The organism is Intrasporangium sp., from assembly GCF_036566125.1.
Lineage (GTDB): Bacteria > Actinomycetota > Actinomycetes > Actinomycetales > Dermatophilaceae > Intrasporangium.
The window spans coordinates 1-18,825 of the sequence record NZ_DATCWX010000094.1 but is presented as its reverse complement, the minus strand read 5'-3'; the positions used below and the strand labels follow the sequence as shown (position 1 = coordinate 18,825).

18 protein-coding genes and 1 tRNA gene are annotated in these 18,825 nt (G+C 68.9%); 14 read left to right on the top strand and 5 right to left on the bottom strand.

All coding sequences use genetic code 11. The features are described from left to right. Positions 1–17 precede the first annotated feature (17 nt). Both VIR15_RS05715 and VIR15_RS05710 read right to left on the bottom strand, forming a co-directional pair. Positions 18–626: a hypothetical protein gene (locus tag VIR15_RS05715; protein ID WP_331926510.1), complete on the bottom strand. Its 609-nt coding sequence runs from the start codon at positions 624–626 to the stop codon at positions 18–20. 84 nt (positions 627–710) lie between these two features. Next, positions 711–1,007, bottom strand: a complete 297-nt coding sequence (locus VIR15_RS05710) for a hypothetical protein (protein WP_331926509.1) — start codon at positions 1,005–1,007, stop codon at positions 711–713. 159 nt (positions 1,008–1,166) lie between these two features. On the opposite strand from VIR15_RS05710, the gene ald reads away from it, so the two are divergent. From ald to VIR15_RS05655, 11 genes are all read left to right on the top strand, one after another. Then, positions 1,167–2,282 (top strand): alanine dehydrogenase, encoded by a 1,116-nt coding sequence (ald, locus tag VIR15_RS05705; RefSeq protein ID WP_331926508.1) that lies wholly within the window; start codon positions 1,167–1,169, stop codon positions 2,280–2,282. Then, a complete protein-coding gene (gene xerD, locus VIR15_RS05700) occupies positions 2,279–3,229 on the top strand; it encodes a site-specific tyrosine recombinase XerD (protein WP_331926529.1) in 951 nt (316 codons plus the stop codon). Before ald ends, xerD begins: the two co-directional genes overlap by 4 nt. A gap of 211 nt (positions 3,230–3,440) precedes the next feature. Then, the gene (locus VIR15_RS05695; protein WP_331926528.1) at positions 3,441–4,292 is read left to right on the top strand and encodes a ParA family protein; all 852 of its coding nucleotides are present in this window, start codon (positions 3,441–3,443) and stop codon (positions 4,290–4,292) included. A gap of 13 nt (positions 4,293–4,305) precedes the next feature. After that, positions 4,306–5,235: a segregation and condensation protein A gene (locus tag VIR15_RS05690; RefSeq protein ID WP_331926507.1), complete on the top strand. Its 930-nt coding sequence runs from the start codon at positions 4,306–4,308 to the stop codon at positions 5,233–5,235. Beyond that, entirely contained in the window at positions 5,228–5,854 is a 627-nt protein-coding gene (gene scpB / locus VIR15_RS05685) for an SMC-Scp complex subunit ScpB (RefSeq protein WP_331926506.1), read from the top strand. The genes VIR15_RS05690 and scpB overlap by 8 nt, the downstream gene beginning before the upstream one ends. Further along, complete coding sequence (locus VIR15_RS05680; protein WP_331926505.1) at positions 5,851–6,813, top strand: pseudouridine synthase; 963 nt, start codon at positions 5,851–5,853, stop codon at positions 6,811–6,813. Before scpB ends, VIR15_RS05680 begins: the two co-directional genes overlap by 4 nt. Further along, entirely contained in the window at positions 6,810–7,907 is a 1,098-nt protein-coding gene (locus VIR15_RS05675) for a prephenate dehydrogenase (RefSeq protein ID WP_331926504.1), read from the top strand. The genes VIR15_RS05680 and VIR15_RS05675 overlap by 4 nt, the downstream gene beginning before the upstream one ends. A gap of 153 nt (positions 7,908–8,060) precedes the next feature. Further along, on the top strand, positions 8,061–8,795 hold the full coding sequence (gene cmk, locus VIR15_RS05670) for a (d)CMP kinase (protein ID WP_331926503.1): 735 nt from the start codon (positions 8,061–8,063) through the stop codon (positions 8,793–8,795). Positions 8,796–8,940: 145 nt separating this feature from the next. Further along, complete coding sequence (gene der / locus VIR15_RS05665) at positions 8,941–10,428, top strand: ribosome biogenesis GTPase Der (RefSeq protein ID WP_331926502.1); 1,488 nt, start codon at positions 8,941–8,943, stop codon at positions 10,426–10,428. A 102-nt stretch (positions 10,429–10,530) separates the two neighbouring features. After that, a tRNA-Pro gene (locus VIR15_RS05660) sits at positions 10,531–10,604 on the top strand. Positions 10,605–10,853: 249 nt separating this feature from the next. Continuing rightward, positions 10,854–11,675 carry a sulfite exporter TauE/SafE family protein gene (locus VIR15_RS05655; protein WP_331926501.1) on the top strand — a complete coding sequence of 274 codons (822 nt, stop codon included), beginning with the start codon at positions 10,854–10,856 and terminating at the stop codon, positions 11,673–11,675. Between the two features lie 21 nt (positions 11,676–11,696). Here VIR15_RS05655 and VIR15_RS05650 read toward each other — a convergent pair whose 3' ends face one another. Next, positions 11,697–12,128 carry a YccF domain-containing protein gene (locus VIR15_RS05650; RefSeq protein ID WP_331926500.1) on the bottom strand — a complete coding sequence of 144 codons (432 nt, stop codon included), beginning with the start codon at positions 12,126–12,128 and terminating at the stop codon, positions 11,697–11,699. A 295-nt stretch (positions 12,129–12,423) separates the two neighbouring features. Here VIR15_RS05650 and VIR15_RS05645 point away from each other — a divergent pair, with 295 nt between their 5' ends. Further along, on the top strand, positions 12,424–13,170 hold the full coding sequence (locus tag VIR15_RS05645) for a hypothetical protein (RefSeq protein ID WP_331926499.1): 747 nt from the start codon (positions 12,424–12,426) through the stop codon (positions 13,168–13,170). Here the strand turns inward: VIR15_RS05645 and VIR15_RS05640 are convergent, their stop codons facing one another. After that, complete coding sequence (locus VIR15_RS05640; protein ID WP_331926498.1) at positions 13,171–15,807, bottom strand: ATP-binding protein; 2,637 nt, start codon at positions 15,805–15,807, stop codon at positions 13,171–13,173. It abuts the gene before it with no gap. Positions 15,808–15,978: 171 nt separating this feature from the next. Between VIR15_RS05640 and VIR15_RS05635 the strand changes: the two genes are divergently transcribed. Beyond that, the gene (locus VIR15_RS05635) at positions 15,979–16,590 is read left to right on the top strand and encodes a hypothetical protein (RefSeq protein WP_331926497.1); all 612 of its coding nucleotides are present in this window, start codon (positions 15,979–15,981) and stop codon (positions 16,588–16,590) included. Between the two features lie 97 nt (positions 16,591–16,687). Here the strand turns inward: VIR15_RS05635 and VIR15_RS05630 are convergent, their stop codons facing one another. Then, a complete protein-coding gene (locus VIR15_RS05630) occupies positions 16,688–18,100 on the bottom strand; it encodes a YibE/F family protein (RefSeq protein WP_331926496.1) in 1,413 nt (470 codons plus the stop codon). A 176-nt stretch (positions 18,101–18,276) separates the two neighbouring features. Between VIR15_RS05630 and clsA the strand changes: the two genes are divergently transcribed. After that, the coding region (clsA, locus tag VIR15_RS05625; RefSeq protein WP_331926495.1) for a cardiolipin synthase ClsA at positions 18,277–18,825 on the top strand (549 nt) is incomplete at its 3' end.

Here is an 18,825-nt window from a genome sequence, read left to right as displayed (position 1 = left end):
ACAGCGGCTCACGACTCCTACCCCTGAGGTGGGCGGAGCCCTTCGTCGTGCAGCTCGAGCGTGGCGAGGGCGCGAATGACCTCCGGTTCCCCACGCCGCCAGGCACCGGCGGGATCGTCGCTGATCCTCGCCAGGGCCGTCAGGGGCTGGTTGGCGAGGGCCCGCAGGGCAAAGAGGTCCAGGTCATCGCTCGAGTCGATGAACCGTTGGGCGGTCGTCGCGCTGCGCACGAACCGGACCCGAACCCAGAGCCAGATACCAGCAACGATGACGATCGGGACCAGGGCCGTCACGAGCGCGAGCCACAGGGCCACCGCCTCGACCGTCGAGGCCATGCTGGTTCCGGCAGCTCGCAGGCTTGTGCCTGACCCGGCCGCGCGCTCGAGCCAAGACGCGAAGTCCTCTCCGACGACCGGGATCCGTGCTGCCTGGTCCCCCGCGCCGGTCAACGCACCGTGGACCGAATCCCCTGCTGCCGCCAAGGAATGCGCAGGCGCGGTGAGCTGAGCGACCGTGTCGTGGACCTGACGTGCGGCCCACACCCAGGTCGCCACCCAGAGCAGGACGAGGCCGTCCCCGACCAGCTGTCGAGTCCGGCGGCCCGGCGTGTCCGCATACAACTTCATCGACGACCCCTTCGAAAGGCGCTGGGAGCGGGACTCAACCTAGCGGCGGAAGCGAGCCCAGCGGCATACGGACAAGTGTTGGTGTCAGCCATCGAGGCCGGAGAGGGCCGCGATGAGAAGGAGGTACACGACCCCGACCACGACGAGCGCCGAGATCCACGCGACGAGGAAGCCTGCGGCATAGGGCCGCAGGTGGGGTCGGGTGAAGGCGACGACACCGCCGACCACACTCGGTAGCCCGACGAAGATCAAGGCCGGGAAACCGCCCTGCTCGATCAGGGCACCCACCAGGAACGAGACCACGATCATCCCGCCGGCAATGAGGGCGCCGATCGTCGTGGGACGCCAGTGCGAGGTGGGCGAGGGGTGGGGCGCGTTCATTGATGCACGATGACACATCGTGCCGCCGCATTGAGGACCCAGTCCTCGCGTCACTGCGGCCCCGCGTGACTACAGTGGGATCGCGCCGCGCGACCCGCTGGCGCGGGGGTGCGGCAATGGACGCCGCGGCCCGTTCGTGATCGGAAGGATCAACCGCACATGAAGGTCGGTATCCCACGCGAGGTCAAGAATCACGAGTACCGGGTGGCCATCACACCCGCTGGCGTGCACGAGCTCGTCCGCAATGGCCACGACGTCCTGGTGGAGCACGACGCAGGGCGCGGGTCCTCGATCCCCAACGAGGCCTACGTCTCGGCCGGTGCCTCCATCGTCGGCACGGCTGACGACGTGTGGGGGGCGGCGGACCTCATCCTCAAGGTGAAGGAACCGATCGCCGAGGAGTACCCCCGGATGCGCGAGGGACAGGTGCTGTTCACCTACCTCCACCTGGCGGCCGACAAGGCCCTCACCGAGGAGCTCGTCGCGCGCAAGGTCACCGGAATCGCCTACGAGACCGTCGAGCTGCCGGACCGGAGCCCGCCCCTGCTGGCGCCCATGTCTGAGGTGGCCGGCCGCCTCGCCCCTCAAGTCGGCGCGCAGGCCCTCATGCGTGCCGAGGGTGGACGCGGGATCCTCATGGGCGGCGTGTCGGGCGTGTATGCCGCCAAGGTCGTCGTCATCGGTGCCGGGGTGGCAGGGATGAACGCCGCGGCGATCGCCCTGGGGATGCAGGCGGAGGTGTTGCTGCTGGACAATGACATCAACAAGCTGCGACACGCCGACTTCATCTACCAGGGCCACTGCCAGACAGTCGCGTCCAACGCCTATGAGATCGAGCGGGCCATCGCCGACGCCGACATGGTGATCGGTGCGGTCCTCGTCCCCGGAGCCCGCGCGCCGCGTCTCGTGACCAACGAGCAGGTGTCCCGGATGAACCCCGGCTCCGTCTTCGTCGACATCGCCATCGACCAGGGCGGCTGCTTCGAGGACTCGCGGCCGACGACCCACGCCAACCCGACCTACCCGGTGCATGAGTCGGTGTTCTACTGCGTTGCGAACATGCCTGGCGCGGTGCCCCACACGAGCACGTACGCACTGACCAACGTCACCTTGCGGTACGCCATCGAGCTGGCCAACCTCGGGTGGAGGGACGCACTCCGTGTCGACTCCGCGCTCGGTCTGGGCCTCAACACGCATGCGGGCGCCGTCACCTACGCGCCGGTCGCGGAGGCCCACGGGATGGAGTCGATGGCGCTCGATGAGGCGCTGTCCTGACGGAGTCGGCGCGGTCGGCACCACCGCGGTCCACCCGGCTCGACCGGGAGGTCCGCGGCTGGCTCGACCACGTCCGCGTGGAGCGGGGCGCGTCGGAGAACACCCTCAAGTCCTACGAGCGGGACCTTCGCACCTATCGCCGCTACCTCCACGAGCGGGGCATCGACACCGCCGGAGCGGTCACCGAAGCCCAGGTGGCCGACTTCCTCGCCTCATTGCGCGAACGGGGCCTGGCCGCCTCGTCGGCCGCGCGCACTCTCGTGGCGGTCCGGGGCTTCCACCGCTTCCTCGTCCTCGAGGGCACCGTGCCTGCCGACCCGGCGGTCAATGTCGCACCGCCCACGCCACCCAGTCGCCTGCCCAAGGCCATCCCCGTCGACGCCGTCGAGCGCCTCCTCGCCGCGGCCTCGGTCGGCGACACGCCCGAGTCCCTGCGCGACCGCGCCCTGCTGGAGGTGCTCTACGGGGTGGGCGCCCGCATCAGCGAGGCGGTCGGCCTCGATGTCGACGACCTGGATACGGGAAGTCACGGAGAGGTGGGCATCGTGCGCCTCCTCGGAAAGGGTGGCAAGGAGCGAATCGTGCCCGTCGGCCGCTTCGCGGTGGAGGCGGTCAGCGCCTACCTCGTGCGAGGGCGTCCCGCACTGGCGCATCGGGGCACCGGTGGGCCCGCGCTCTTCCTCAACCAACGAGGCGGACGCCTGTCTCGGCAGAGCGCCTGGGCGGTCGTGCAGCGCGCGGCCGAGCGGGCCGATCTCCGCGAACACGTCTCGCCCCACACCCTGCGCCACTCGTTCGCAACGCACCTGCTCGACGGGGGAGCGGACGTCCGGGTCGTACAGGAGCTGCTCGGCCACGCATCCGTGACAACGACCCAGATCTACACTCAGGTCGCGACACACCGATTGCGGGAGGTCTATGCCGGGGCTCACCCCCGTGCCCGCTGATAAGGTCGAAAACGATCAGCGAGAGGCTGACCGAAACGCGCGGCCGAGGGCACAACCGAGCGGAGTGGAACACCCGGTGAACGACGAGTCACACGAGACCATGCAGGACGAGCGCCTCGCCCGTCCCGGCTTGGCGAGGGTCGCCGAGGGCGCCAATGGCTCGGTCAACCACCAGTCCGGCACGGCGCAGCACCTGCCCGTCGTCGCGTCGATGTCCGCCGGCGAGATCGGCCCGACCGGCCGCCCGCTGCCCAACTTCCCCGAGCCGCCGCCGCTGACGACTCACGGGCCTGCGCGGATCATCGCGATGTGCAACCAGAAGGGTGGCGTCGGCAAGACGACGACGACGATCAACCTCGGCGCCGCGCTGGCCGAGCTCGGTCGGAAGGTTCTGGCCGTCGACTTCGACCCGCAGGGAGCCCTGTCAGTCGGCCTGGGGATCAACGCCCAGGAGCTCGACGTCACGATCTACAACCTCGTCGTCGAGACCGGACACGATGTCAGGAACATCATTCGCCCGACCCAGACCGCCAACCTCGATGTCATCCCGGCCAACATCGACCTGTCGGCCGCGGAGGTCCAGCTCGTCGGGGAGGTCGCTCGTGAGCAGGTGCTCGGCCGCGTCCTACGGCCGGTCCTGGACGACTACGACGTCGTGCTCATCGACTGCCAGCCGTCACTCGGTCTGCTCACCGTCAACGCGCTCACCGCATCGCACGGGGTGATCATCCCGCTCGAGTGCGAGTACTTCGCCATGCGAGGTGTCGCCCTGCTCATCGACACCATCGACAAGATCACCGATCGGCTCAACCCGCGCCTGCAGGTCGACGGGATCCTCGCGACCATGTACGACGCGCGCACGCTGCACAGCAGGGAGGTGGTGGCGTCCGTCGTCAACCACTTCGGCGAGCAGGTCTTCCACACCGTCATCAGCCGCACGGTCAAGTTCCCCGATGCGACTCTCGCGGCAGAGCCGATCACGTCGTACTCGTCGGACCACTCCGGGGCAGCGGCCTATCGTCAGCTCGCCCGCGAGCTGATCGCTCGAGGCGGCGCCGCCTGAACCGCCAGCAGCCATGACCGAGCTCGACGCCGTCGGCCGGGCGCCGGTCGACGACACAGCCATCCCCGGAGGGGTCATCACCCGCCGCTCCGCGACGCCCTTCGAGGTGCACCTCGACGTCTTCTCCGGGCCGTTCGAGCTGCTCCTCGGACTGATCAGCAAGCACAAGCTCGACATCACCGAGGTGGCCCTTGCCAAGGTGACCGACGACTTCGTGGCGCACATCAAGGCGGCCCAGACGACGGACAACGACTGGGACCTCAGCCAGGCGTCCGAGTTCCTCCTCGTCGCCGCCACGCTGCTCGACCTCAAGGCCGCCCGTCTGCTACCCCAGTCAGGGCCCCAGGACGACGAGGACCTCGCCCTCATCGAGGCGCGTGACCTGCTCTTCGCCCGCCTGCTCCAGTACCGCGCCTACAAGGAGATAGCCCAGACCTTCCAGGAGCGGATGGCCACCGCGGGCCGGATCACAGCGAGACAGGCCGGCCTGGACCCGCAGTTCGCGGATCTGCTGCCCGAGCTCGTCATCACCGTGACGCCGGAGCAGCTGGCCATGATCGCAGCGCGGGCCATGACGCCCAAGGCACCGCCCACGGTCGGGCTCGAGCACCTCCACGCCCCCCAGGTCAGTGTCCGTGAGCAAGCAGCCATCATGGTGGCCCGCCTCCGGGCACGCGGCCAGGTGTCGTTCCGCAGCCTCGTCGCGGACGCGGACAGCACTCTCGTCATCGTGGCCCGATTCCTCGCCCTGCTCGAGCTGTTCAAGGAGGCGGCGATCGCTTTCGAGCAGGCGCAGGCACTCGGTGAGCTCGACATCCGTTGGACTGGCAGTGAGCAGGGAGACGTCGCGATAGACGACGAGTTCGACGTGGACGAGCCCGACGAGGACCAACCCGACAAGAACAACGATGAAGGCACAACCGACGGAGTGGACCATGAGTGAGCAGGACGTGGCGGCTCCGGAGCCCCGGCAGCCGGACGCGCAGATCGCCTTCGACATCAACGACTTCCCCGGTGGGGCGCGATCCGCGCTGGAGGCGGTGCTCATGGTCGTCGACGAGCCCGTGTCCGATGTGTCTCTGGCCTCCGCACTGGAGCTGCCGGTGGACGACGTTCGTGCGCACCTCCACGGTCTGGAGGAGGAGTATGCGACTGCCTGCCGGGGATTCACCCTGCGCAATGTCGCCGGCGGATGGCGGATGTACAGCCGGGCCGATTACGCCACCGTCGTGGAGAAGTTCGTCCTCGACGGCCAACAGGCCAGGCTCACCCAGGCGTCCTTGGAGACCTTGGCCGTCATCGCCTATCGACAGCCGGTCTCGAGGGCACGGGTCAGTGCCGTCCGCGGCGTCAACGTCGACGGCGTGGTCCGCACCCTGATGTCCCGCGGGCTCATCGAAGAGGTGGAAGAGGTGGGGGAGAGCGGCGCGGTCCTCTACCGGACGACGCCCTTCTTCCTGCAACGAATGGGGCTATCGTCGCTCGACGAGCTGCCGCCGCTCGCGCCCTTCCTGCCGGATGTGGACGTCATCGACGAGCTGATCGAGGAAGGTCACGCATGAGCGAGTACAGCAGGTCCCCGCGTCAGCCACGGAAACGCCAGTCCGGCTCCGCCCCCAAGGGCGCCACGGGCGCTCGATCAACATCGAAGTCGGGGTCCAAGCCAGGGTTCAAGTCGGGGTCCAAGCCCGCGCCGAAGCGGGGGGCCGGCGCGCGCTTCGCCGGCTCGACGAAGCCGAGCCAGCCAACCAAGCTCCCGACCCGGCCCGCCAGTCCGCCGGTGGACGTCCACGACCCGCAGGGCGTGCGCCTGCAGAAGCTCATGGCGGCCGCCGGAGTCGGCTCTCGCCGGGTCTGCGAGAACCTCATCGAGCAGGGACGCGTTGAGGTGGACGGCCACGTCGTCACCGAGCTGGGGGTTCGGATCAACCCGCGCGCGCAGGTCGTGCACGTCGACGGGGTGCGCGTCAATCTCGACGAGGACCGGGTCTACCTCGCGTTCAACAAGCCCAAGGGTGTCGTGACGACGATGAACGACGACCTGGGCCGCGTCAGCCTCGCTGACTACGTCGGGAACCGCGAACAACGGCTCTTCCACGTCGGGCGGCTCGACGCCGACACCGAGGGCCTGCTTCTGCTCACCAACGACGGGGACCTGGCCCACCGGCTCCAACACCCCAGCCATGGCGTCCTCAAGACGTATCTCGCCACCGTCCGGGGTCCCGTCGGCAAGGACGTCGGCAGGCAGTTGCGGCAGGGCGTCGAGCTCGAAGACGGTCCGGTGCAGGTCGACTCGTTCAAAGTCGTCGACTCGCAGCCGGGCAAGGCCATCGTCGAGGTCGTGTTGCATGAGGGCCGCAAGCACGTGGTGCGACGGATGCTCGAGGCGGTCGGCCACCCCGTCCTCGACCTGGTCCGGACCGAGGTGGGCCCCATCCGTCTCGCCGACCTGCGCTCCGGCCGCATGCGCAGGCTCAACAAGGCCGAGGTCGGCGCTCTCTACAAGGCCGCAGGACTGTGAGGTCCGGAATCACACACGTTCGGGTCATCGGCACCGGGCTCATCGGCACAAGTCTCGGGATCGCTTTGTCTGCCAAGGGATTTCGCATCTCACTGGAGGACCCGTCGCCGACAGCCTGCCGGCTCGCACGAGACCTCGGCGCCGGTCAGCTCGCCGCGCAGTTCGACCCCGAGGACGAGCCTGACATCGTCGTCGTGGCGGCGCCACCGGACGTGACCGCGGACGTCGTTGTCGCGGCGCTCGAGCGGTGGCCCCGGTCCGTCGTCACCGATGTGGCCTCGGTGAAGCAGACGGTGCTCGACAGAGTGCTCCGGTCGAGTGCTGACGCGTCCCGTTACGTCGGTTCCCATCCCATGGCGGGGCGAGAGCGCTCGGGTGCGGCGGCCGCCCGGCGCGACCTCTTCGACGGCCGGGCCTGGGTGGTCGTGCCACACGACGGCTCCGCCGAGGAGGCCGTCGATGCGATCCGCCACGTGGCGACGGTGGTGGGCTCGGCGGTTCGCGTCATGCCGGCTCGGGAGCACGACGAGGCCGTCGCGGCCGTGTCTCATGTGCCACAGGTCGCCGCGAGCATCGTGGCAGCGTGTCTCCGTGAGCTCCCGGAGCCGGCCGTCGGGCTCGCCGGCCAGGGGTTGCGCGACGTCACGCGGATCGCCGCGAGCGACCCCCGGCTCTGGACACAGATCCTCGCCGGCAACGCCAAGGCCGTCCGCGACGTCCTGCTCGACCTGCGCGGCCAGGTCGACGCCGTGGTCGGCGCCCTCGACGGACTTGTCACGGGCGAGGAGGAGGGGTCGTTGGGCGCGCTCAGCGGGATGCTCGAGGCGGGCAACCTCGGGCACGCACGCATTCCCGGGAAGCACGGGGCCGCGCCGACCGCCTACGCCGTCGTCTCCGTGCTCGTGCCGGACAAGCCGGGATCCCTGGCTCGCCTTCTCACCGACATGGGCGACGCCGGCATCAACCTGGAGGACATGCACCTCGAGCACGGCCTCGGGCAGCCGTTCGGCGTCGCCTACATCTCGGTCGTGCCCTCCGCAGCGGAACCGCTCCAGGAGACCCTCACCAAGCTGGGCTGGCAGCTGCACGACTGACCCCGTCACGTCGGGTGACCCGGGCACGGCGTCACTCAGCGGTATGCCGCTGGGCCAGCTCAGCGGCATACCGCTGAGTGTTGCTGTGGTGGCCAGCCGCCCCGGGGGACGGCCTCGTCGGGTGGGCGGATGGCGGCCACTAGGCTGCCGCCCATGCCACAGACTCCGGTCGAATCCGACGTGCCCCGGCCAACCGACCACGCCCTTTCCGGGTTCGTGGTTGCCATCGACGGCCCGTCGGGATCGGGCAAGTCGAGTGTCTCGAAGCAGGTTGCCCGCGCGCTGGGCTATGCCTACCTGGACACCGGGGCGATGTACCGCGCCCTGACCTGGTGGTGTCTCGCCCAAGGCGTCGACCTGGACGATCCGGCGGACGTGTCTTCGGCGGCGGCGGACTTCCCGCTCGTCATCGGCACCGACCCCGACGACCCCAGCGTGTCAGTCGGCGGGACCGACGTGGCGACCGCCATCCGCGAGACGCGGATCTCGACCACCGTCTCGAAGGTGGCCACCGTGATCCCGGTGCGCGAGGTGTTGCGACAACTGCAGCGCGATCTCATCTCGGAGGCCGGAGCCGCGCGCGGCGGGGTCGTCGTCGAGGGTCGCGACATCACGACGGTCGTCGCGCCGGATGCGCCCGTGCGCATCCTGCTGACGGCGTCCGAGGAGGCGCGGCTGGCCCGCCGGTCCAGGGAGCTGCACGGTGACGCCGACGCGGCATCGGTCGACGCCACCCGCTCGCAGGTCGTCGACCGGGATCGAACAGACTCGACCGTCTCGCAGTTCACCGTGGCGGCCGACGGCGTCACGACGATCGACACGTCACACCTGGACTTCGAGGGCTCGGTCGAGGCGGTACTCCAGGTCGTCGGGGCAACGCGCTCCTGAGCGCCAGCACCCTCTGCGTGCGGTCGGGCGTCGCTGCTTTGCCCTGCGCTGGTGGACAATGGTCTCGTCCTGAGCACGTGACTGTCATCCGGCCATGCCCTCGGGTCCTGAAAGCAGACTTCCCGCACCAAGATTCGAGGACACCGTGACTGACGAGACCGCCCGCCCGGACGCAGCGGGTGCCCCGATCTCCGCGGAGGACGACAGGTCCGTCGAACGCGCCCTTCGAGTCGGCCTGGACGAGTTCGAGCTGAGCGACGAGGACGAGGCGCTTCTCGACACCCACGACGAACTGCTCGGTGACGAGGCGGAGCGCGGCGCGCTCCCGGTGGTCGCCGTCGTCGGGCGCCCCAACGTGGGCAAGTCCAGTCTCGTCAACCGAATCCTCCGGCGTCGCGAGGCCGTGGTCGAGGACGTTCCCGGCGTCACGCGCGACCGGGTGTCCTATGAGGGGGAGTGGGGTGGTCGCCGGTTCACCATCGTGGACACGGGCGGCTGGGAGTCTCACGCGACGGGCATTCATCTGCGTGTGGCGGAGCAGGCAGAGATCGCCATCGAGCTCGCCGACGTCGTCTTGTTCGTCGTGGACGCCACCGTCGGAGCGACCGATGACGACGAGGCCGTCGTCAAGCTGCTCCGCAAGTCCGGCAAGCCGGTCGTGCTCATCGCGAACAAGGTCGACGACGAGCGCGGCGAGGCGGACGCCGCTGCCCTGTGGAACCTGGGGCTCGGCGAGCCCTGGCCGGTGTCTGCCCTGCACGGCCGGGGGAGCGGTGACGCCCTCGACGCCGTCCTCGAGGTTCTCCCGCAGGTGTCGGCCCACGGTGCCTACGCTGAGGGAGGGCCGCGTCGCGTGGCCCTGATCGGCCGCCCCAATGTGGGCAAGTCGAGCCTGCTCAACAAGCTCGCCGGGGCCGAACGGGTCGTCGTCGACACCGTCGCCGGAACGACGCGTGACCCCGTGGACGAGCTCGTCGAGCTCGGCGGCAAGACGTGGCGATTCGTCGACACCGCCGGCATCAGGAGACGGGTGCACCAGACCCGCGGCGCGGACTTCTACGCCTCGCTGCGCACTCACACTGCGCTGGAGAAGGCCGAGGTGGCGGTCGTGCTCATCGACGCCGAGCAGCCGATCGCCGAGCAGGACATCCGGGTCGTGCAGCAGGTCATCGACGCGGGTCGATCCCTCGTCATCGCCTACAACAAATGGGACCTGCTCGACGAGGAACGGCGCTACTACCTCGAGCGCGAGATCGAGAAGGAGCTCGTGCAGGTGCCCTGGGCGCCACGCGTCAACGTCTCCGCTCGGACCGGGCGCCACGTCGACCGCCTCGTGCCGGCGCTCGAGACAGCGCTCGAGTCGTGGGACACCCGGATCCCAACAGGGCGGCTCAACGCCTTCCTCGGCGAGATCGTGGCCGCCCACCCACACCCCGTACGCGGCGGCAAGCAACCGCGGATCCTCTTCGCCACGCAGGCGTCGACGCGGCCCCCGCGGTTCGTCATCTTCGCGTCAGGCTTCATCGAGGCCGGTTACCGTCGGTTCCTGGAGCGGCGGCTGCGCGAGCAGTTCGGCTTTGACGGGACGCCGATCGAGGTGTCCGTGCGCGTGCGGGAGAAGCGCCGCCGCTGACTGCGCGGCATGTCGGCCGACCAGCGCGAGCCCCAGGCGAGTGGTCCCGATTCGGAGGCGACGACGTCGGTGCGCTAAGGTTTCGTTCGCCCCAAGGGGCAACGGGCTGTGGCGCAGCTTGGTAGCGCACTTGACTGGGGGTCAAGGGGTCGCAGGTTCAAATCCTGTCAGCCCGACAGGCCGGGCCTGACCTGTTCACGCAGGTCAGGCCCATTTTCGTTCGCGATGGGGTGGCTCCGCAGTGGGAGGTCGCAGGCCCTTCCCCGGTATGCGGTCAGCCGCCCTCCGGATTGGCGCGAGCCCCGGGCGTCGGGTTACCGTGGGTCTGATCTAATACCCCTAGGGGTATAGACAAGAGTCCGGGGAGCGCCGCCGACCGCCGGGCCGGAGGCTCTCGGTTCGACCGCCGCGTGAGGAGATTCGACGTGCCGCTGCTTGAGATCGCCCTGGGGCTGGTCGTCGGGCTGTCCCTGGGCGCGCTGGGTGGCGGCGGCTCCATCCTCACCGTCCCGGCCCTCGTCTATCTGCTCGACCAGACACCACGCGCGGCGACGACAAGCTCACTGCTCATCGTCGGCATCACCTCCCTCATCGCCCTCGTGCCACACGCGCGTGCTCGTCGAGTGCGGTTCGGGCAGGGCGCTCTGTTCGGGGTTCTCGGCACCGCCGGGTCCTTCCTCGGCACGGCGCTGTCCGCATCGGTCGCGCCGAACACGCTGCTCCTGCTCTTCGCAGCACTCATGCTCGTCGTCGCGACCCTCATGCTGCGCCGTGCCCGCCGCTCAGTCCGCCACCCCAACGACGTGCTCGACCCTGCGAACGAGCCCCTGATCACCCTGAGGCCCTTCTCCTGCGCCTGCCCACGCCTGGCTAGGGTCATTTCCACGGCATCCCTCGTCGGCCTGATCACGGGATTCTTCGGCGTCGGAGGGGGATTCGTACTCGTGCCGGCCCTTGTGCTCGCCCTGGGCTTTGCCATGCCGACGGCCGTCGGCACATCGCTGCTGGTCATCGCGATCAACAGCGCCACCGCACTTGGGGCACGACTCACCACCAGCGGATCACTGGCCAGCGAACTCGACTGGCCGCTGATCACCACATTCACGGTGGTCGCCGTTGCCGGGAGCCTGATAGGGGGGCGCCTCGCGGCGCGGGCAAACCCCCGCCACCTCACTGCCTCGTTCGCTGTCCTCCTGGTCCTCGTCGCCCTCTACACCGCGGCGAGCAGCCTCTCGCTCATCGGGTGACACCTGGGGCATAGAAGGTGGTCAGATGGGACGGGCCGGCTCGTTGCGCCATGGCACGCCGTAGCGGTCGCTGTCTACGGCTGAGATGGGCACCACGCGGGTGCCCAGGGGGACGAGGGCGAGCGGCACCATCTTCCAGCAGGCCACGCCGAACGGGATGCCGATGATCGTCACGCACAGCAGCAGCCCGGCCGTGAGGTGGACGAGCGCCAGTTCCCAGCCGAAGAGGATGATCCAGACGACGTTGCCGATGAGCGACCAGACTCCTGCCTCTCGGCTGACGACGACGGTCCGCCCGAAGGGCCACACGACATAACCGGCCAGCCGGAACGATGCGATGCCGAACGGGATGGTGATGATCAGCACGATGGCCAGGAGGCCGGCCAGGACATAGCCCAGCGCCAGCCACCAGCCGGCGAGCAGGAACCAGAGGATGTTGCCGATAGTCCGCACGAGGTCACGATAGGCATGTGCAGGGACGTTTGCCCCTGCCGGGCAGCGAGGGCAGGGCCACACCGTGGTGACAGCACGCAAGGAGGCGGTCATGACGAACGCGAGCAATCCCGCGGCGGTTCACCTCGGGAGATCCGTCACCCACGGTCAGGTTGAGGCCCCACAGGGTCAGCAAGCGGCACACAACCTCGGGAGACCACTTCGTGCTGCGCATTCCGCGTGCCTCGGTGGATTGGTCATCGTCGCAACGGTGTACGGCTTGGTCGCAGGCGATGCCTATCGACTGGTCTCCGAAATGACCCGGCAGACGTGGCGGGCACAAGACGCTGTGACCCTGCTCCTCGTACCGGTGCTGCTGTGGTCGAGCAGACGGGCCAGGGCTGGCTCCCTCAGCGGTCATCTGCTGACCACGGGCATCGTTCTCTGGCTGGCCTATTGCTATGCCCATCTGTCGATCGGTGCACCGTTGAACCCGATCTTCCTCGTCTACGTGGCGATCCTCGCGCTCGCCGGCTTCGCCGCCCTGGACGGCTTGGTGCGTATCGACATGACGGCGATCTCCCCGGCCTTTGGTCGTGCCCCGTGGCGCGGGGCTGCCTGGCTGCTGACCGTTGGTGGGATCGGCACCGGCGCCCTCTGGCTCAGCGAGATCGTCGGCGCCTGGCCCAACGGACTGCCGCCGAACATCCATCTGTCGCAGCTGCCGAATCCGACCTGGGTCCTCGACCTCGCGTGGATCATCCCGATGTCCCTTGGTGCGGCTCTGCTGCTATGGCGCCGCCGACCAACCGGACCCGTCGTTGCCGCGGTGATGGTGGTGTTTCTGCTGGTCCTCTCCGCCTCAATGGTGTCGGTCACGCCCTTCGCATGGGCAGCCGGCCTCCAGACCGATCCGGCGGTGCGGACGCAGCTCATCGTGTTCACCGTGCTGTTCACGATTCTCGGAGCGGTCGCGGCATGGCTCTTGGGCGTTGGTCAGCGTCGCCTCGGCCCGGTGACCTCGTCCTTGCTGCACTCCGGATGGTGGTCGGCAGTCAGGTGATCAGCGGTCGCTCAGGCTGGCAAGGAGTGCCTCCAACTCGGTCTCGCGCCCCCTCTGGATCTCGAGGTCCCAGTCCCGCGGGGATATCACCTCCTTCGCCGAGGCCCACGCCTCTGCCAGCTCGTCGTCCTCGTGCGGGTTGGGCAACGACAACCGCACCCTCATTGCCTGCTCCGAGCCGAGCAGCTGCGCAGCACGGATGGGGTCCCCAAGTCGGAGAAGAATGTTCATGTAGGTGTTCGCGAAGGCCATCGTCAGGTTGGGGCTGCGCAGTTGCAGGACCGCGTCGATGAGTGACCTCGCGATCCCGGCGGCCTCCTCGGCGCGGCCGCTCACTGCGAGCAGGTGAGCCAGGTTCTGGCTCTGGACTGCCACCTCGTGCGCGTCCCCGGCCTCTTGAACGATACCCAGCGCCTCCTGAGTCAGCTCTTCGGCGCGGGCAAAGTTGCCGAGCTCCTCCTCGACACCGGCCAGGTTGCCCAGTGCGCGATTCAGCCGGTCCGGGTCGCCGATCCGACGATGGAGGACCAGAGCATCCTCGAAGGTCTGGCGTGCAGTGTGGACGTCTCCCTGGTGGAGTTGTGCCGTCCCCAGCACGGCCATGGCGTACGCCTCCCGCTTGTCGTCCGCGACGACGCGTGCCGTCTCAAGGCTCTGGCGGGCGAGCTCACCGGCTCGCTCGAGGGAACCCTGCGTGATCAGCAGGTTGGCGTACAGCGCAAGGCCCTCGGCGAGCTGACCCGACGGGACCCGTGCCGGTCGGTCCAGCGCCTGCTCGAGCCAGCGACTTCCCTCGAGGACGTATCCGCCCGTGTACCAAAGCCAACCGAGCGACGAGGACAGTCGGAGGTCGAGCGCCGGGTCGGCGTCCGAGTCGCGGCCCGGGTCCTCGTGAGTGCGCATGGCCCAGGCCAGCGCCTCGCGGAAGTTGTCGAGCTCGGTCTCCGCCTGGTGCAGCGCGAGCAGATGGTCGACGGCGCGCAGCCGTTGCAGCCTTTCGGCGACCTGCAGGAAGTACCGGGCATGGGCTGAGTGGACCACGTCCAGCTCGCCCGCATCCCGCAGCTCGTCGCGGGCGAAGGAGCGGATCGTCTCGAGCAACGTGATGCGAGGCTCACCGTCTGGCCCCTCCGGCATGAGGACGAGGCTGGCATCGACCAACTCGGCCAGGAGGGCCAAGGGCTCGGCAGGCTGTGCGCCCACCGAGACCTCTTCTGACACCGCAGCGACCGCATCGAGGTCAGCGCCGCCGGCGAAGACACCCAAACAGCGGAAGAAGGCTTGGTGCTGCGCGGACAACAGGTGATACGACCATGCGATCGTCTCACGCAGGGTGCGCTGCCTGCTCGGCGCTTGCGTGCTCCTCGCCGCCACGTCAAGGCTCTGGTCGATCCGTCGCAGCAGCGCCGGCGGACTGAGCAGGCGAATCCGGGCAGCGGACAGCTCGATGGCCAAGGGCAACCCGTCGAGATGCTGGCAGATGGCCACGACCTGCGCCACGTTGTCCGCCGTCAGTCGGAAATCGGGGCGCACGCTCCGAGCCTGCTGAACGAACAGCTCGACCGCCGGTGACTCCTTCGCGTTCGACAGAGTCGGTCGGACGGGCAGCGGTAGTGGTGGAACCGGGAACAGCTGCTCGCCGGGGACACCCAACGCACGTCGAGAGGTCGTGATGATGGTGGTCCGCGGTGCAGCCTCCAGTAGCCGGGTGACGACGTCGTCCGCGCCGTGCAGCTGCTCGACGTTGTCGAACACGAAAAGCGCCGCTCGCCGAGCCACCTGTTCAAGGAGGCGCTGCGGCGATCGAGCCCCGCGAGGGAGTGCGAGCACCTCGGCGATCGACGTCCACATGACGTCCGCCCCCGCGACCGCGGCCAGCGGTACGAAGAAGACCCCGTCGGGAAAGGTCGTGGCGATCCTTGTGGCAACCTCGATGGCCAGACGGGTCTTGCCCGACCCTCCCGGTCCGGTCAGTGTGACCAGACGAACGTCGGGCGGATCGATGAGCCGGGACAGCTCAGAGACGGCCGGTTCACGGCCGACCAAGGGAGTCGTCGGGACCGGCAGGTTGGACGATGCCCCGAGAGACCTGAGGGCGGGGAAGTCCTCCTGGAGGCCCTCAATGGCGAGCTGGAACACCCGCTCCGGTTCCGGCAGGTCCTTGAGGTGGTGGGTCCCGAGGTCCTTCAGCCGCACGCCTTCGGGCAGGAAGCTCCCCGCGAGCTCGGCTGTCACCGACGTGAGCACGACCTGACCTCCATGAGCAGCCGCGGCTACTCGTGCCGCCCGGTGCACGTCCATCCCCACGTAGTCACTGTCGTGCAGCTGCGGCGTCCCGGTATGGATGCCGATACGCACGCGGATGTGCTCGCCCCCGGGCCACGCCTGAGCGTCAAGCCCTCTCTGGGCCAGCACTGCTGCCCGGACGGCGCCGTCGGCCGTCGGGAACACGACGAAGAAGCTGTCACCCTCGGTGCTGATCTCGGTCCCGGCCCCGGCTGCCCAGGCGGAGCGGAGCAACCCACGGTGCCGGTCCAGCGCTTCGGTGTACTCCCTACCCAGGCGCGTGAGCAGCAAGGTAGAGCCCTCGATGTCCGAGAACAGCATCGACACCGTCCCGGTCGGCAGGTCGCGCAACGGTCCTCCCTCCCACCCCTGACGCCATGAGGGTCTTTCCAACGGGTGAAGTCCGTCAAGACGTGCGCGGTGCCCACGTGCGCCCGTCAATGGGTTCCGCCGGTACCGAACCGGGTATGCGCATACCGAGCGACCAGCAGTCGCTTCGTTCCCGTGAGTCAGGAGGACTCCATGGAAGGCAGCACGATCGTCTGGATCATCGTGGCGATCATCGTCATCGGCGGCCTCGTCGCCTTCGCACTGTCGCGCTCAGGTGCGCGACGGACCGAAGCGGAGCGGGCGAAGGCCGCGGAGATCCGAGAGAGGGCCGCCGAGCACGAGCAGCAGCTCCGCGAGCGCGAGGCCAGCGCCGCTGAAGCGCAGGCCCGTTCGGATCTGGCGAAGGCAGAGGCCCAGCGGCAGCAGCTGGAGTCCGAGCGTCTCGCTGCAGAGGCCGAGAGCCGGACCAGCCACGCCGAATCAGTGCGGCGCGAGCGCGACGAACAGATGCGTCTGGCCGACCTCAAGGACCCGGACGTCCGCACCGATGAGGAGGGGTACCGCATCGACGAGAACGGCAACCGCATCGACGTCGACGACCGTGCTGATCGCGACCTCGCCGATCGCGACCTCGCCGATCGTGACCTCGCCGATCGTGACCTCGCCGATCGCGACGGGCGGGACCGCGATCTCGCCGATCGCGACCTCGATCGGGATGACGTGGATCGGACCGACGTGGACGACGATGGCCGCCCCGATGCGGGAGAGGGTGGCAGTCCCCGCCCGCGCCAGCACAACGTGTGACCGGTCCCGTGGTGCCCAGCGCGCCAGGGCCGTATGCCGCTGAGCCCGCTTCGCTGGAAGGCTTCCTTCCGCCGGGGTGGGCTCTCGGTCATCCGCGTCAGCGTCTGCGAGATCGTGCTTCCGCGCGCGAGGTCGGCGTCCGATGGCTGGCTGATGCCCGCTGTTGAAGATCCGCTGCGCTGGGGCCGGGCCTTCGGTGCTCGAGGACACCGCTCGCCGGTCGGGACGGTCCTGTGGTTCGTGGACGGGTGCGCACGGTGTCCTCGAGCTCCGTGGAGTGGAGGACGTCTGGGTCGATGATCTCCGTCGGCAGGATCTCCGGCTCGCGGGACCGGCCCACGGTCAGGGCTGCGATGGCCGTGGTCGCCGGGACCGCGAGGACGAGTCCGATGGCGCTGGCCAGGGTTCGCACGATCTCCTCGGACATGGCCTCGGCCTGGAGGAGGTCGAGGACCGGGCGCTCGTAGATGAACAGCAGCAGGAGCACAGGGAGCGCGGCACCGGCATACGCGAACACAATGGTGTAGATGGACGAGGCGATGTGGTCGCGGCCGATCCGCATTCCGGATCGGAACAGGGCTCGTCGCGGCAGGTGAGGTGCCGCCGCACGCAGTTCCCACACGGCCGACGACTGGGTGATGGTCACGTCGTTCAGTACCCCGAGTCCCGCAATGATGATCGCTGCGGTCAGCAGGTCCCGGGGGCGCATCGTCTCGTTGAAGGCGGCCAAGGTTGCACCTTCGTCGTCCGCGACGCCACTCAACCGCGCGAGATGGACCGCAAGGACCCCGAGAAAGGCAGTGATGCCGACGCCGAAGAGCGTCCCCGCGAGGGCCGTGCTCGTCCGGGTCGACAGCCCATGCGCGAGGTACAGGACGACGAACATGATGGCCGACGAGCCGATGAGCGCGACCCGGATGCCGGGCTGCCCCTCGAGGAGGGCCGGCAGCATGAACGTGATGACGATCAGCCCACCGAAACCGAGCCCGACGAGCGCGAGGACGCCGCGCAGCCGGGCGACGATGGCGACGACCAGGATGAACAACGCCAGGAGCAGTGCGAGCGGCGCGCCGCGTTGGACCTGAAGGAAGGAGTAGGCGGCGGGCTCGGCGCCCTGGGCGGGGATCTTGAGGAGCTGGACCTTGTCCCCGGCTTGCAGTCCCGACGTCGTGACCGGCCTCGGCACGGAGATGGTCACGGTCAGCTCGTCGTTCCAGTCACCGGTCTCGGGCTCGAGCACCACACGGATGGCACCGCACGTTGCCGAGTCCAGGGCAGTGTCGCCTCCCTGGTTCTGCGCCGGAGGTGCCCCGACCTGGCTGTCGGCGCCAGCACATGGGGGCAGCACCTCCGAGACGGTGGCGATGGGGAAGGTGACGCCGGGTGCGGCGAACTCGGACGACGCAACGCGGTCAGCGGCGGACGTCTCGGACGGCCAGTAGCGGATGAGGCCGAACAGGGTCGCCGCGGCCATCAGGATGAGGAAGACAGTGAGCGCGGCCTTGGCCACCGAGCCCACCTCTACGTGGGAACCACCCCGATGCGAATGAGTGTGCGAATGTCCTTGGGAGTGGAGGTGTCCGCCGGGCATGGGGGAGAGTTTGCCACGCTTGTCGGGGATGGTGCCCCCGGGCCGTGCCTCCCCGGAGGACTTCCAGGGCGGGAGCGGCGGTTAGGCTCTGACACGTGGATGGCGAGGTCGTGTCGGAGCGGCGCCCGGGCGAGGTGTCGGGCCGCCTGCTCACGCTCCCCAACGTGCTGTCCATCATGCGGCTGGTCGGCGTGCCCCTCTTCCTGTGGGCCATCGTGGCCAAGGAGGACGGTTGGGCCCTGCTGATCCTCATGCTGAGCGGCATCACCGACTATGCCGACGGCAAGATCGCCCGCACCTTCCACATGGAGTCACGGTTCGGCCAGCTGCTGGACCCGATCGCGGATCGGCTCTACATCCTGACCACACTGGTCGCTCTGGCGTGGCGCGACATCATCCCGATCTGGCTCGTGGCCGTGCTCATCCTCCGCGAGGTGACGATGGCGGGAATGTTGCTGCACCTGCGGATGCGCGGGCAGATCGGCCTTCCGGTGCACTTCGTCGGCAAGGCCGCCACCTTCAACCTGCTCTACGCCTTCCCGCTTTTGCTGCTCGCCAACCGGACGGACTGGATCGGCGACCTCGCCCGACCCATCGGCTGGGGATTCGCCTGGTGGGGCGTGGCGCTCTACTGGCTCGCCGCG

Excerpts from the sequence above, each read along its gene's own strand:
- cmk (WP_331926503.1), top strand. The coding sequence starts at position 8,061 with ATGCCACAGACTCCGGTCGAATCCGACGTGCCCCGGCCAACCGACCAC.
- VIR15_RS05635 (WP_331926497.1), top strand. The coding sequence starts at position 15,979 with ATGGAAGGCAGCACGATCGTCTGGATCATCGTGGCGATCATCGTCATC.
- VIR15_RS05695 (WP_331926528.1), top strand. The coding sequence starts at position 3,441 with ATGTCCGCCGGCGAGATCGGCCCGACCGGCCGCCCGCTGCCCAACTTC.
- scpB (WP_331926506.1), top strand. The coding sequence starts at position 5,228 with ATGAGTGAGCAGGACGTGGCGGCTCCGGAGCCCCGGCAGCCGGACGCG.
- VIR15_RS05645 (WP_331926499.1), top strand. The coding sequence starts at position 12,424 with ATGACCCGGCAGACGTGGCGGGCACAAGACGCTGTGACCCTGCTCCTC.
- ald (WP_331926508.1), top strand. The coding sequence starts at position 1,167 with ATGAAGGTCGGTATCCCACGCGAGGTCAAGAATCACGAGTACCGGGTG.
- VIR15_RS05680 (WP_331926505.1), top strand. The coding sequence starts at position 5,851 with ATGAGCGAGTACAGCAGGTCCCCGCGTCAGCCACGGAAACGCCAGTCC.
- VIR15_RS05710 (WP_331926509.1), bottom strand. The coding sequence starts at position 1,007 with ATGAACGCGCCCCACCCCTCGCCCACCTCGCACTGGCGTCCCACGACG.
- VIR15_RS05690 (WP_331926507.1), top strand. The coding sequence starts at position 4,306 with ATGACCGAGCTCGACGCCGTCGGCCGGGCGCCGGTCGACGACACAGCC.
- VIR15_RS05715 (WP_331926510.1), bottom strand. The coding sequence starts at position 626 with ATGAAGTTGTATGCGGACACGCCGGGCCGCCGGACTCGACAGCTGGTC.